The following is a 14,063-nucleotide window of genomic DNA, read 5'->3' on the forward strand; positions in this document are numbered from 1 at the left end:
GTTGAGGCGAGGCGGCAGGCGGGAACGGCACAACGAACCGGACGGGCGGAGGGCGTCGGTGGGCGGCGCGGCAGCGGACCGCGCCGGTGCGGGCGCCGGGGGAGCGGTGTTCTCCCTGGCGCTGTGGACGCTGCGGCGGCGCAAGGCCGGGTCCGCCGGTGCCTTCGTCGCGCTGTGCGGCGCCTCGGTGCTGCTCACCGCCTTCGGGATCGTCCTCCGGTCCGGCATCGGCGGCGGGGTACCGGCACAGCGGTACGCGGCGGCGGACGTGCTCGTCGCGGGCCCACGGTCGTTCTCCGTCACCGAGGGCGACAGCACCAAGACGGAACAGCTGACGGGCCCGGCTCCGGTGCCCGCCGGTCTGGTGCGGCGGGTCGACGGCGTCGAGGGAGTCCGGCGGGCCGTCGGCGCCGTACGGTTCCCGGCCGAGCTGGTGGACGGAGACGGCCACCGGGTGCGCGGCGCCGGGGACCGCCGGTCCGAGGGCGCCAACTGGGCGTCCGCCGCGCTCGGTTCCTACGAGCGCTCCGGGCGGGCCCCCGCGGCGCCGGACGAGGTCGTCGTCGAGGAGTCGCTCGCGCGGGCGGCGGGCGTACGCGTCGGCGACACCGTCCGGATCGCGGCCACGGACGACGTGGCGCGGCGCACGGTCGTGGGCACGGTACGCCGCACCGGATCCGACGGAACGCTGCGCAGCCCCCCGGTGTTCTTCGCGGACGCCACGGCCCGGGCGCTGTCCGGCCGGGAAGGCCGGTTCGACGCCGTCGGCGTGCTCGCGGCGCGTGGCGTGCCGCCCGGCGAGCTGGCCGCGCGGATCGCGGACCGGCTCGACGGCGAGCGGGCCGAGGTGCACACCGGAGGTGGGCGCGGCACGGTCGAGCACCGGGACGTGACCGCTGCCCGCCACCAACTGCGGGAGCTGGCCGGTTCGTTGGGCGGCACCGTCGTGCTGATCACCATGCTGGTGGTGGGCGGCACCCTCGCGCTCGGTGTCCAGCAGCGCCGCCGGGAGCTGGCGCTGCTGCGGGCCGTCGGCGCCACGCCCCGGCAGATCCACCGGCTGATCGCGGGTGAGGCGCTGATCCTCGCGGTGACGGCCTCCGCGCTCGGCTGGCTACCGGGTATCGCCGCGGCACAGGTGCTGCGCCGCGCCCTCGCGGCGACCGGGACGCTGCCCTCCGACTTCGCCTTCTCCGCCGGGCCGTTGCCGATGGTCGCCGCGCTCCTCGTCGGAGTGCTGACGGCGCAGGTGCCCGCGTTCGCCGTCGCCCGGCGCGCGGCCGCGGTGCCGCCGGTGGAGGCGCTGGGCACCGCGGAGAGCCCCGAGCCGGGCACCGGGCGGGCCCGGACGTGCTGGGGGCTGCTGCTGTTCGTGCTCGGCGCGGCGGCCTCGCTGCTGCCGCTCTTCTCCGGCAGCGTCTTCGCGGTCGCGGGCGCCGGGAGCGGCGGCCTGGTCATGGTCGTCTCCGTGCTCGTCCTGGCGCCGTCCCTCGTCGGCGGGGTGATCCGGGTGGCGGGCCTTCCGCTGCGCCGGCTGCTGGGGACGCCGGGCCTGCTGGCGCTGGCCAACAGCCGCTACCACGCACGCCGTACGGCGGCCGGTGCGGGACCGCTCGTCCTCGCCCTCGGGTTCGCCGCGCTCCAGCTGTTCATCCCGGCGACCGTCTCGGCGGCGGCCGCCGCACAGGCACGGGCGGGCGGCCTCGCCGACTGGACGGTGACCGTTCCCGGCGCGGGTGTGCCGCGCGATGTGCTCCGCCGGGCCGAACGGCTGCCGGGCGTCACGGCCGTGGCCGGCACGGTACGGGCCGAGGTGTTCGGCTCCCGCGAACTCCTGGATTCCGCCGAGGTGTTCCCGTACCAGGCGCAGGGCGTCACCCGCGGTGCCCTCGGCCGGCTCCTCGACCCGGGCACCGTGCACGGCGCCCCGGAGCGGCTGCGGCCGGGCACCGTCGTGTTGAGCGGTCAGGCCGCCGCCACCCTGGGCGTGCACACCGGCGACCGCGCCCGGCTGCACCTGCCGGACGGCACCCGCGCCCGGCCGCGGGTCGTCGCCGTCCACCGGCGCGGCGCGGGCTTCGGCGACGTGCTGCTGCCGGCCGCCACCCTCCTGCGGCACGGGGCAGGACCGCTGTACGACTCGGTCCTGGTACGCGGCACATCCCACGGCGGTACATCCCACGGCGGCACGGCGCACACCCGCGCGGAGCTGGAGCGGCTCGCGGCCCGGTATCCGGGGGCCGAGGTCCGGGAGGGCGGCGCCGCGCCGGCCGGACAGGAACACACGGCCCTCGCCTCGCTCCTGGACAGCGCCCTGCCGCTCGTACCCGTCCTCGGCTACATCGCCGTGTCCGTCGGCAACACCCTGGTGATGTCCACCCTGGCGCGCGGCCGCGAGTTCGCCCTGCTGCGGCTGCTCGGCGCGACCCGGCGCCAGGTGCGGCGCATGCTGCTCACCGAGGTCGCGCTGCTCGCCCTGGCCGCGGTGGTGCTCGGCACGCTCGTACCGCTGCTGCCCCTGTCGACGGTCGCGCTCGGACTGACCGGCACCCCCGTGCCGTACATCCCGCCCCTGCTCCACCTGGGACTCGCCGCCCTCGCCTCGGCGCCGGCCGCCGCAGCGGTCCTCCTCCCGGCCGGCCACACCCTCCGCGGCCCGCTCCGGCCCGGCTCGGCCCTCCGCTGACACCGACGGCCACCCGGGACCGGCACAGCGGACGCGGCACCAACGCCCGTAACGACACGGGGTGTTGAGCCGTTCCGGTCGTCGGCGCGGGCATGAACGCACACTCCGGCACGCACACCCGCAACGGAACGCGCGGGGCCGCGGGCAGTTCGCCGACGGCCCGCTCAGCCGACCCCGCTCAGCCGACCCCGCTCAGCCGGTCCCGCTCAGCCGGTCCCGCTCAGCCGACCCCGCTCAGCCGACCCGGGCCGTCCCGCGTACCAGCAGGTTCTCGACCGCCAGGGCCGCGTCCGAGCGGAAGGCGGCCCGGCCCGCGGCGATCTGGCGGGTGCGGGCCGGGCCCGGTGCGGCGAGGGCGCGTGCCGTGCGGGTGGGCTCGCCGGGGCCCGCGACGTGCCGGCAGCAGCCGGACCTGGCCATCTCGTGCACGCCCTGAGCGCCGTGCCCGGTCAGCGGGCGGTGGGCGACGACGGGCAGACCGGCGGCCAGCGCCTGGACCGCGGTCTGCCCGGCCGCGTTGTCGAGCAGCACGTCGGACGCCGCCATCAGCCCCGGCAGGTCCTCGACCCAGCCCAGCGGCAGCAGGCCGGGGAGGCGGGCGGCGGTGCGCCGGAGCTGTTCGTCGTGGCCGCACAGCATCACCGGCAGCAGCCCGCCGTCCGCCAACTGCCGTGCAGTCTCCAGCAGTCCGCTGCCCACGCCCCACGCCCCGGTGGACACCAGGACCACGGGACGGCGGCCGGGGCCGTCCGTGTGCCGCGCCAGCAGCCGGGCCCATCGGCCGTCCACGTCCACGGGTGCGCGGAACCGCTCGGGCACCACAGGACCGGTGACCGCGGCGGGCCGTCCCGTGGCAGCCTGCACGGCCCGCGCCCCGGCGGCGGAGACACACAGATGGGCGTCGTTGCCCGCGTGGAGCCAGCCGCGGTGGGCCGCGAAGTCGACCAGGACGACGGCGCTCGGCACCCGCAGCGCGCCCCGGGCCCGCAGCCGCCCGGTCAGCTGGGCGGCGAGATGGAAGGTGGAGACGACCGCGTCGGGACGCCACTGCCCGACGGTGCGCAGCAGCGCGCCCTCCGCCAGCCGGGCGAGCGGGGCGCTGCCCGGCCGGGGCCCGGAACCGGGGGCGAGGAAGCCGGCGTACACCGCCCCGTACAGGCCGGGCGCGTGCCGGACGGTGGCGCGGTAGGAGGCGCGCAGCGCCGGCCCGATACGGGCGGGCAGCATCGTCAGCACGTCGCGGACGGTGACGATGTGCCCGCGGGCCCGCAGCCGCAGCGCGAGTTCGTGGGCGACCGCGTCGTGGCCCTCGCCCATACCGGCGCTGAGCAGCAGGAACCGGTGCGGCATGCGGGCTCCTCCGGTGGACGGCGAACGGCTCGTGGAGATCCAGTCTGGAACGCGGTCACCCGGCACGGCGCGACGAGGGCCCGCCACCCGGAGCAACCGCACCGGCCCGGTCCGGCGGCACCGTGCGGCCCGCGCGGGCACCGCCGCGACGGCTCCCGGGGCGGGGCCGGACGGGTGATCCGGGGCGCGGGGGCGGCCGGTGCAGCGCGGGCGCGGCGGCCCGGATGCCCGCATGCTGGAGATCCGGGGCCGCCGTGCCCCGTCCCGTCCGTCTCGACCGGGATGCCGGGGCCCTCGTGCCCGGCCGGCCGGCCACAGCGCCGGCCGCACCCGGCCCGCACCCACCGGAGGGCGTCCGTGTTCGACAGGTTCGGCAGGCCACACCCCGGGCAGGCGCACCGCACCCGCCCGGTGGCGCTCATCACGGGCGCGTCCTCCGGCATCGGCACGGCCGTGGCCGAGCGGCTCGCCGCGAGCGGCAACTGGCAACTGCTGCTGAACGGCCGCGACGAGCGGCGGCTCACCCAGGTCGCCGCCCGGACCGGCGGGATGCCGCTGCCCGCCGATGTGACCGACCCCGAGGCGCGCTCGGCCCTCGTCAAGGAGGCGCAGGAAGGCGCCGGGCGGGTGGACGCCGTGGTGGCCGGCGCCGGCATCGGCTGGGCCGGGCAGTTCCGGCAGATGCGGGCGCAGGACATCGACGACGTCCTGGCGGTGAACCTCTCGGCCGTCCTGCACCTGGTGCGGCTCGTGGTGCCCGGCATGGTGGACCGCGGGCGCGGCCGGGTGGTGCTGATCGGTTCGATGGCGGGCAGCGTGGGCGTGCGCGACGAGGCCGTGTACTCCGCGACCAAGGGCGGTCTGATGGCCTTCGCCGACAGCCTCCGCTACGAGCTGGGCCCGAGCGGTGTGCGGGTGTCGATGGTGATGCCGGGCGCGGTCGACACCCCGTTCTTCGGCCGGCGCGGTGCGCCCTACCACCGCACCCGGCCCCGCCCGGTGCCCGCGGACCGGGTGGCCGACGCCGTGTGCCAGGCGCTGCGCACGGGCCGTGCCGAGGCGTACGTCCCGTCCTGGCTGGGGCTGCCGGCGCGGATGCACGGGGCGACCCCCGGCCTCTTCCGCAGCCTCGCCCAGCGGTTCGGGTAGGCCCGGCACGTGCTGTGGACGGTGGTGTCGGTCGTGCTGGCGCTGCTCGCGGCGCTGGGGAACGCCGCTGCCTCGGTGCTCCAGCGCAGGGCCGCCGCCGTGGAGGGCCCCGGCCCGTCGGGGCGCCGGCTGTCCTGGCTGCCGGGGCTGCTGCGCCGGCCGGTGTGGCTGTGGGGCGCGGCGACGCTGGTGGCGTCGGGCGTGTGCCAGGCGGGCGCCCTGGCGACCGGTCCACTGGCGGTGGTGCAGCCGGTGATGACGACGGAGCTGCTGTTCACGCTGATGCTGGGCAGCCTCGCCTTCCGCCGGAACCCGGGCACCGGGGCCTGGGGGGCGTTCGCCGCGATGGCGCTCGGTCTCGCGGTGCTGCTGGGGCTGCTGAACCCGACGCACGGCACCGCCTCCGTCCCGGACGAGCGGTGGCTGTACGCGTGCCCGGCCGTGGCCGCGCTGGTGACCGTCCTCACCGTCGTCTCCTTCCGGCTGCCGTCCGCGGCCCGCGCGGCGCTGCTCGGTTCGGCGACGGCGGTGCTGTTCGGGCTGACGGCCGCGCTGATGAAGGACGCCGTCGGGCATCTGACGGACGGTTTCGTGGCGCTGCTGACGGCCTGGCAGACGTACGGGGTCGTCGTGGCGGGCGCGGTCGGCTTCCTGCTGCTGCAACTGACCCTGCACGCGGGCACACTGGTGGCCTCCCAGCCGGCGCTCACCCTCGGCGACGCCTTCCTCAGCGTCGTCCTGGGCGCCCTGCTGTTCGACGAGCGGCTGACGCTGGGCTGGTGGGTCCTTCCGGAAGCGGCCGCGCTCGGCCTGATCTGCGCGGGCAGCATGAAGCTCGCCAGGACGCCCGCCGTGGCCGGGCACGACGGGGAGGAGATGTGGTGAGAAGACCTCCGTTGTCCTCGGCGGCCCTCGCGGCCGGCGCCGCCGTCGCGGCCTGGCACGTGGGGCCCGCCGCCACCTGGCTGCCCGGTGTGCGTGCCGTGCTCAGCCCCGCGCTGGACGGCCGGGGCGCCCCCGGGCATGTGGCGCTGACCTTCGACGACGGGCCCGACGCGCGCAGCACCCCGCTCTTCCTGCGGGAGCTGGAGCGGCTGCGGGTCCGTGCCACGTTCTTCGTCCTCGGGGCGTTCGTCGAGGCGCACTCCGGCCTGGTGGGGCGCATGGCCGCGGAGGGGCACGAGATCGCCGTGCACGGCTGGGGCCACGAACGCCCCTGGCTGCCGCGCCCGTTCGCCGACCGGGCGGGGCTGGAGCGCGCGGTCGCGGCGGTGCGTGCCGCGGGCGGCGGCAGCCCGCGCTGGTACCGGCCGCCGTACGGGATACTCACCGCCACGCGGCGGCGCGCCGCCCGGCAGCTGGGGCTGCGCCCGGTGCTGTGGACCACCTGGGGCCGGGACTGGACCGCGCCCGCCGACCCCGGCAGCGTCCTCGGTGAGCTGGCGCACCGGCTCACCGGCGGCGCCACGGTCCTGCTGCACGACAGCGACCGGACCAGCGCACCGGGCGCCTGGCGGGTCACCCTGGCCGCCCTTCCCGAACTGGTCTCCCGCTGCCGCGCGCAGGGCTGGACGGTGGGCACGCTCGCCGAGCACGGGCTGGCCGGCGAGTCGGCGCCGGAGCCGCGCGCCGGGTGAGACGGGGCGCGGGGGCGGGTGCGGGCGCTGCGGGGCGTGGGCCGGGCGCGGGCGGCCGGTGGGCCGCCGGGTGTCAGCTCGCGCGCCGCCAGGGCTCGGTGGCCACGACGGCGTCGACGGGCAGCGGTCCGTAGATGTGCGGGTACCGCTCGGCGGCGCCCGGCTCCGGGGCCTCGTACCGTATCGGCGCGGGAACCCGTGCGCTGTCGATGACGAGCACGACCAGGGCGCCCGGGTCCGGGTGGTCGCCGTACAGCAGCTCGGCCACGGACGGCAGTTGACGGCGCAGCGAGCCGTGGATGAAGCCGACCTCGGCCAGTGTGCGGCCCCGGGTGGACATCTCGTAGCTGCCGGAGGCCAACGCGGCGTCCCAGTGGGCACGTTCGGTGAGGTGCAGGATCTCGGTCATGTGTACGACGCTAGCCGGTGGCCGAGCCTGGACCGGTCGATGGCCGGAAACGGCCGGTGGGCGCGGTGCGCGAGGGGCGGGAGACACCGGCGGACGCACGGCCATTCCCTCTTGGTGAAACACGTTCTACCGTGTGCGCCGCCGTCGGCGGACAGCCAAGCGGCCGGCGGTCGCCGAGAGCCGTGGAGGGGACGTGTACCTCGCATACACCACCGGACAGCAGCGGTTGCGCAACGAACTGCGGGAGTACTTCGCGGAGTTCGCCGCGCCGCCCGCCGAGGCCGGCCCGGCCGGCGCGCGTGAACACAAGCGGTTCTACCGCGAGACGATCCGCCGCCTCGGCGGCGACGGCTGGCTGGGCGTCGGCTGGCCGAAGGAGTACGGCGGGCGGGGGATGTCCGCCGTCGAGCAGTTCATCTTCTTCGACGAGGCGGCGCAGGCGGGCATACCCCTGCCGCTGATGGCGCTCAACACCGTCGGCCCCACCCTGATGCGGTACGGGACGGACGAACAGAAGGCGTACTTCCTGCCCCGCATCCTCTCCGGCGAACTGGACTTCGCCATCGGCTACAGCGAGCCGGAGGCCGGCACCGACCTGGCCTCGCTCACCACGCGCGCGGTGCGCGAGGGCGACGGCGAGGACGGCCACTACCTCGTCAACGGCCAGAAGATCTGGACGACCAACGGCGACACCGCCGACTGGGTCTGGCTCGCCGTGCGCACCGACCCCGACGCACCGCCGCACAAGGGCATCTCCCTGCTGCTGGTCCCCACGGACGCGCCGGGCTACTCGTGCACGGTCATCACCACGCTCGCCGGGCACGACACCACCGCCAGCTACTACGAGAACGTCCGCGTCCCCGTCTCGCGGCGCGTCGGCGCGGAGAACGGCGGCTGGCGCATGATCACCACCCAGCTCAACCACGAACGGGTGACGCTCGCCGCACACGGGACGATGGCCGTCCGCGCCTTCGAGGACGTGCGCGACTGGGCCGGCCGCACCCGGCTGAGCGACGGCCGCAGGGTCGCCGACCTGGGCTGGGTCCGCACCCGGCTGGCCCGCGCGCACACCCGGCTGGAGGCGATGAAGCTGCTCAACTGGCAGATGGTGGACGCCCTGGACAAGGAGACCCTCACCCCGCACGACGCGTCCGCCGTCAAGGTCTACGGCAGCGAGGCGCGGCGGGACGTCTACGCCTGGCTGATGGAGATCGTCTCGGCCGCCGGGCCGCTCAAGGAGGGCTCGGCCGGCGCGGTGCTGCGCGGCGAGCTGGAGCGCGGCTACCGCAGCGCGGTCATCTTCACCTTCGGCGGCGGCAACAACGAGATCCAGCGCGAGATCATCTCCTGGATCGGCCTGGGCATGCCGCGCGTACGACGCTGACCGGTCAAACGCGTATACGCCGCCCTCGACCGGCATACACACGCAGGAACGAGGCAGCCATACTGGGCAGACAGGGGAGGGAATTCGGCAACAACGGGGGCGGGCGCGCGCTATGGCGGAGAGCACGCTGATCCAGGGCCGGTACCGACTGCTCGACCGGATCGGGCGCGGGGGGATGGGGGAGGTGTGGCGGGCACGCGACGAGTCGCTGGGCCGGCGGGTCGCGGTAAAATGTCTCAAACCACTGGCCACGCGGGGAGACCGGACGTTCGTGCGCGCCCTGCGTGAGCGGTTCCGGCGCGAGGCGCGGGTCGCGGCCTCGCTCCAGCACCGCGGGGTGACGGTGGTGCACGATTTCGGCGAGCACGACGGACTGCTGTTCCTCGTCATGGAGTTGCTGGAGGGGCGCAACCTCAGCCAGCTGCTGGAGGACAACAAACAGCATCCGCTGCCGGTGCCGGAAGTCGTCGACATCGCCGAGCAGGTCACCGCGGCTCTGGCCCACACCCACGACCAGGGCATCGTCCACCGCGATCTGAAACCGGCGAACGTGATGCGCACCGAGGACGGTGCCGTGAAGATCTGCGACTTCGGCATCGCACGGCTCGCGCACGACATCGACTTCACCGCCAAGCTCACCGGCACCGGCGTCGCCATGGGCACACCGCACTACATGTCGCCGGAGCAGATCGCCGGCGCGGCCGTGGACCACCGCAGCGATCTGTACTCCTTCGGCTGCGTGCTCTACGAGATCGCCACCGGCGCCCCGCCGTTCGAGGGCGACGACGCCTGGACGGTGCTGGTCGGACACCGTGACACGGCGCCGGCCCCGCCCCGCGAGCACCGGGCCGAGCTGCCCGGCCCGCTCCAGGACGCGATCCTCGCGCTGCTGGCCAAGGACCCGGACGAACGCCCGGACAGCGCCGCCGAGTTGGCGGCCCGGCTGGCCGAGGCCCGGCTGCGGGCCGCCGGGGCCGGGCCGCTCACCGGGCTCGGGCCCGTGGTGCCGGCGCAGCGCGGCAGCGGTGACGGGGCCGCGCCGGGGGCCGGGCCGCTGTGGTCCCCGTCGTGGACCCGCGGTATGGGAGGCGGGATGCGGGCGAGCGGCTCGTGGCCGGTGCCGGCCGGCGGGGCGCGGGGCGCCGGTGCCGCACACAGCGTGCTGACCGGGCCGTGGACCGGGCACCACGGCCCCCTCACGGGGCAGTCCCGGCCGGCGCCGAACACCCCGGCGCCGCACAGCGCTTGGGCCGCACCGCCGTCCCCGCCGTCCCCGTCGGATCCTTCGCACCCGTCCCACCCCGCGATCCCCGCGGATCCGGCGCCCTCTCCGGCGCCCGCGCTCCCGTCGCCCGCCGCCGGGGCCCCGGCGGCGGGCGGGGAGGGCGCACGGGGCGCGGTGCCGCGTCGTGAGGTGCTCGCCGTGCTGGGCAGCCGTCACAACGCGGGGGTCGGTCTGGGCCGGCTCGGGCGCTGGGAGGAGGCCGTCGAGGTGCACCGCGCCGTCGCGGCCGAACGGGAGCGTGCGCTCGGCGCGAGCCACCCCGAGACGCTGACCAGCCGCTACGAGACCGGCTTCGGGCTCTCCCGGCTCGGCCGGCACGAGGAGGCCCTGGAGGAGTACCAGCAGGTCGCCGCCCGCCGGGAGGAGCGCCTGGGGCCCGACCACCCCGACACGCTCGCCGCCCGCCAGGAAACCGCCTATGTGCTGGGCCGGTTGGGACGGTACGAGGAGGCGCACGGCCTCTACACCGCCGTCCTCGCGGCACGTGAGCGCACCATGGGCGCCGAGCACCCCGACACCCTGCGCTGCCGGCACAACCTCGCCTTCAACCTCAGCAGGCTCGGCCGGCTCGACGACTCCTGCGCGCTCACCCGGCAGGTGGCCGCCGCCCGCGCCCGGGTGCTGGGCCCCGAGCATCCCGACACGCTCGTCACCCGGTACGAGGTGGGGTACGCGCTCGGCCGGCTGGGCCGCTGGGCGGAGGCGCTGGAGACCTACCGCGCGGTCGAGGCCGCCCGGGCGCGGGTGCTGGGGCCCGGCCACCCCGACACGCTCGCCGCGCGCTACGAGTCCGGGGTCTGCCTGGGCCGGCTGGGGCGTGCGGCCGAGGCCCTGGAGCTGTACCGGGGGCTGGCGCTGGACCGGGCCCGGGCGCAGGGCCCCTCCGACCCGGAGACGCTGCGCGCCCTGCACGGGCTCGGCGTCAACCTGGGCCGGCTGGGCCGCTGGACGGAGGCGCTCGCCCAGGCCCGCGAGGTGTGCGCGGTGCGGGAGCGGGTGCTCGGCCCGGACCATCCCGACACGCTCGTCAGCCGCCGGGAGACGGCGGTGGCACTGGGCTGGCTGGGCCGCTGGGCCGAGGCGCTGGAGGTGTACCGGCACGTGGCCGCCGTCCGCGAACGCGTGCTCGGGCCGGCGGATCCGGACACCCTCGCCAGCCGGTACGACCAGGCGCACTGCCTGGAGCAGCTCGGCCGCTCCGGCGAGGCCGCCGAGGTCTACCGGGAGATGGCGGCCCCGCGCCGGCCGGGGACCGGCTGAGGCCCCCCGCCGGACGGGCGCACGGGGGCAACTCGGCCCGCAGACCGTGTTTCTGACGCGGCGTCAGACAATGTCTTCCCTCCGTGTCCCCGCTGCGGCATCCTGCGCCCATGCAGACGGAGCTGAGCAGGAAGCTCGGGATACAGCACGCGATCTTCGGCTTCACGCCCTTCCCCGCCGTCGCCGCGGCGCTGACCCGGGCCGGCGGCTTCGGGGTGCTCGGCGCGGTGCGCTACGGGTCGCGCGACGAACTCGCCCGCGATCTGGACTGGCTCGACGAGCACACCGACTCGCTGCCCTACGGGCTCGATGTGGTGATGCCCGCCAAGAAGGTCGACGGCGTCACCGAGGCCGATGTCGAGGCGATGATCCCGGAGGGCCACCGCGCCTATGTGCGCGAGACCCTGGAGAAACACGGCGTCCCCGAACTGCCCGAGGGGGAGAGCGGCGGCTGGCGCATCACCGGCTGGATGGAGGAGGTGGCGCGCGGCCAGCTCGACGTCGCCTTCGAACACCCCGTCAAGCTGCTGGCCAACGCGCTGGGCCCGCCACCGCCCGACGTCGTCGAACGGGCCCACCGGCACGGCATCCCCGTCGCCGCGCTGGCCGGCAGCGCACGGCACGCGCAGCGGCACCAGGAGGCGGGCATCGACATCGTCGTCGCCCAGGGATACGAGGCCGGCGGGCACACCGGGGAGATCGCGACCATGGTGCTCACCCCCGAGGTGGTCCGGGCCGTCGATCCGCTGCCCGTCCTCGCCGCCGGCGGCATCGGCAGCGGTGAACAGATCGCCGCCGCCCTCGCGTTGGGCGCCCAGGGCGCCTGGCTCGGCTCCCTCTGGCTCACCACCACCGAGGCCCGGCTCCAGTCCCGGGCCCTCACCCGCAAACTGCTGGCCGCCGGATCCGGCGACACCGTCCGCTCGCGGGCGCTGACCGGGAAGCCGGCGCGGCAGCTGCGGACCGCGTGGACGGACGCGTGGGAGGCGGACGAGTCGCCCGGCACGCTGCCCATGCCGCTCCAGGGGCTGCTGGTGGCCGAGGCCAACGCGCGGATCCAGCGGTTCGAGGTGGAGCCGCTGCTGGGCACCCCGGTGGGGCAGATCGTCGGGGCCATGGACTCCGAACGGTCCGTGCAGGCCGTCGTCGACGACCTCACCCGCGGCTTCGAGTCCGCCCTGACCCGACTCAACCGAACAGCCGGCTGACCCCCGGGCGTGCAGGCCGGGAGGGAGGAGTGAGATGGCCGAGGAAGAGCCGAACGGCTTCTGGGCCCAGGCACAGAAGGACCCGGGACGTATCGCCCTGATCGCCCCGGACGGCACCGAGTGGACCATGACCCACCTGCACGAGGAGTGCAACCGCATCACCCACGCCCTGCGCGCCGCGGGCCTGGGCGAGGGCGACGCCTTCGCGGTGATACTCCCCAACGGACCCGAGTTCTTCGCCGCGTATCTGGCGGCCACCCAGGCGGGCCTGTACATGGTGCCGGTCAACCACCATCTGATGGCGCCCGAGATGGCCTGGATCCTGGCGGACAGCGGCGCCAAGGCCCTGCTCGCGCACGCCCGTTACGGCGAACGGGCCGGTGCCGCAGCGGACGAGGCGGGCGTTCCCGCGGCACACCGGTACGCCGTGGGGGAGATCCCCGGCTTCCGCCCGTACGCGCGGCTGGTGGAGGGGCAGCCGGGGACACCGCCTCGGGACCGGACGGTCGGCTGGGTGATGAACTACACCTCGGGGACGACGGGCCGCCCGCGCGGAGTGCGCCGTCCGCTGCCGGGGGTGCCGCCGGAGGAGAGCCATCTGGGCGGATTCCTGGGCATCTTCGGCATCCGCCCGTTCGACGGCAATGTGCATCTGGTGTGTTCGCCGCTCTACCACACCGCGGTGCTCCAGTTCGCCGGCGCTTCGCTGCACCTGGGCCACCGGCTCGTCATGATGGACAAGTGGGACCCGGAGGAGATGCTGCGCCTCATCGACCGGTACGGCTGTACGCACACGCACATGGTGCCGACGCAGTTCCACCGCCTGCTGGCGCTGCCCGAGGAGGTCCGCGCCTCCTACGACGTCTCCTCGATGCGGCACGCGATCCACGGGGCGGCGCCCTGCCCGGAGCATGTGAAGCGGGCGATGATCGACTGGTGGGGGCACTGCGTCGAGGAGTACTACGCGGCCAGCGAGGGCGGCGGTGCCTTCGCGACGGCGCAGGACTGGCTGCGCAAGCCGGGCACGGTCGGCAGGCCCTGGCCCATCAGCGAACTGGCCGTCCTGGACGACGAGGGCAACCGGCTGCCGCCGGGCGAGCCGGGGATCGTCTACATGAAGATGCGGACCGGTGGTTTCGTCTACCACAAGGACGAGACGAAGACCCGGGAGAGCCGCGTCGGCGACTTCTTCACCGTCGGCGATGTCGGCCATCTCGACGACGAGGGTTGGCTGTTCCTCCGGGACCGCAAGAGCGACATGATCATCTCGGGCGGGGTCAACATCTATCCGGCCGAGGTGGAGGCGGCGCTCCTGGAGCACCCCGCCGTCGCCGACGCGGCCGCCTTCGGGATCCCGCACGAGGACTGGGGCGAGGAGGTCAAGGCCGCCGTCGAACCCGCGCCGGGAGCGGAGCCCGGGCCGAAGCTGGCCGAGGACCTGCTGGAGCACTGCGCGGCCCGGCTGGCGGGCTACAAGCGGCCCAAATCCGTGGACTTCCACGCCACGCTGCCCCGCGACCCGAACGGCAAGCTGTACCGCCGCAGGCTGCGCGACCCGTACTGGGAGTCCGCACAGGACCCTTCGTGAGCCCGCCGTGAACCCGCCGCGCCCCCCGCGGTGAGCCCGCGGTACACCGCTCCGGGCCCGCCTCCGGGCGGCGGCGCGCCTGCCGCGCCGCTGCCGTGAGCCCGTTG

The 14,063-nt window shown here is 75.8% G+C and carries 10 protein-coding genes; 8 read left to right on the forward strand and 2 right to left on the reverse strand.

The window, feature by feature from the left end; translation table 11 throughout:
* Positions 1 to 58: 58 nt before the first annotated feature.
* Positions 59 to 2,686 carry an ABC transporter permease gene (locus tag SCA03_RS11885; RefSeq protein WP_230988602.1) on the forward strand — a complete coding sequence of 876 codons (2,628 nt, stop codon included), beginning with the start codon at positions 59 to 61 and terminating at the stop codon, positions 2,684 to 2,686.
* Between the two features lie 234 nt (positions 2,687 to 2,920).
* Here the strand turns inward: SCA03_RS11885 and SCA03_RS11890 are convergent, their stop codons facing one another.
* Positions 2,921 to 4,036 (reverse strand): MGDG synthase family glycosyltransferase, encoded by a 1,116-nt coding sequence (locus tag SCA03_RS11890; protein WP_086817846.1) that lies wholly within the window; start codon positions 4,034 to 4,036, stop codon positions 2,921 to 2,923.
* Positions 4,037 to 4,393: 357 nt separating this feature from the next.
* On the opposite strand from SCA03_RS11890, the gene SCA03_RS11895 reads away from it, so the two are divergent.
* From SCA03_RS11895 to SCA03_RS11905, 3 genes are read left to right on the forward strand one after another with little or no spacing between them, the layout of a single operon-like run.
* Positions 4,394 to 5,185, forward strand: a complete 792-nt coding sequence (locus SCA03_RS11895; protein WP_230988603.1) for an SDR family NAD(P)-dependent oxidoreductase — start codon at positions 4,394 to 4,396, stop codon at positions 5,183 to 5,185.
* A gap of 9 nt (positions 5,186 to 5,194) precedes the next feature.
* A complete protein-coding gene (locus SCA03_RS11900; protein ID WP_030884733.1) occupies positions 5,195 to 6,070 on the forward strand; it encodes a DMT family transporter in 876 nt (291 codons plus the stop codon).
* On the forward strand, positions 6,064 to 6,822 hold the full coding sequence (locus SCA03_RS11905; RefSeq protein WP_371863917.1) for a polysaccharide deacetylase family protein: 759 nt from the start codon (positions 6,064 to 6,066) through the stop codon (positions 6,820 to 6,822). The genes SCA03_RS11900 and SCA03_RS11905 overlap by 7 nt, the downstream gene beginning before the upstream one ends.
* Positions 6,823 to 6,895: 73 nt before the next feature.
* Here the strand turns inward: SCA03_RS11905 and SCA03_RS11910 are convergent, their stop codons facing one another.
* Entirely contained in the window at positions 6,896 to 7,231 is a 336-nt protein-coding gene (locus SCA03_RS11910; RefSeq protein ID WP_141275362.1) for a DUF952 domain-containing protein, read from the reverse strand.
* 193 nt (positions 7,232 to 7,424) lie between these two features.
* On the opposite strand from SCA03_RS11910, the gene SCA03_RS11915 reads away from it, so the two are divergent.
* The 4 genes from SCA03_RS11915 (at position 7,425) to SCA03_RS11930 (ending at position 13,956) form a co-directional block, all read left to right on the forward strand.
* Positions 7,425 to 8,615 (forward strand): acyl-CoA dehydrogenase family protein, encoded by a 1,191-nt coding sequence (locus tag SCA03_RS11915; RefSeq protein ID WP_086814624.1) that lies wholly within the window; start codon positions 7,425 to 7,427, stop codon positions 8,613 to 8,615.
* A 112-nt stretch (positions 8,616 to 8,727) separates the two neighbouring features.
* Entirely contained in the window at positions 8,728 to 11,160 is a 2,433-nt protein-coding gene (locus tag SCA03_RS11920) for a serine/threonine-protein kinase (protein WP_141275363.1), read from the forward strand.
* Between the two features lie 110 nt (positions 11,161 to 11,270).
* The gene (locus SCA03_RS11925; RefSeq protein ID WP_086815313.1) at positions 11,271 to 12,368 is read left to right on the forward strand and encodes an NAD(P)H-dependent flavin oxidoreductase; all 1,098 of its coding nucleotides are present in this window, start codon (positions 11,271 to 11,273) and stop codon (positions 12,366 to 12,368) included.
* A 34-nt stretch (positions 12,369 to 12,402) separates the two neighbouring features.
* Positions 12,403 to 13,956, forward strand: coding sequence for an acyl-CoA synthetase (locus SCA03_RS11930; RefSeq protein WP_086815314.1), 1,554 nt, complete (start codon positions 12,403 to 12,405; stop codon positions 13,954 to 13,956).
* The last annotated feature ends 107 nt before the right edge of the window (positions 13,957 to 14,063 follow it).

Source organism: Streptomyces cacaoi, from assembly GCF_006539165.1.
GTDB classification, from domain to species: Bacteria; Actinomycetota; Actinomycetes; order Streptomycetales; family Streptomycetaceae; genus Streptomyces; species Streptomyces cacaoi.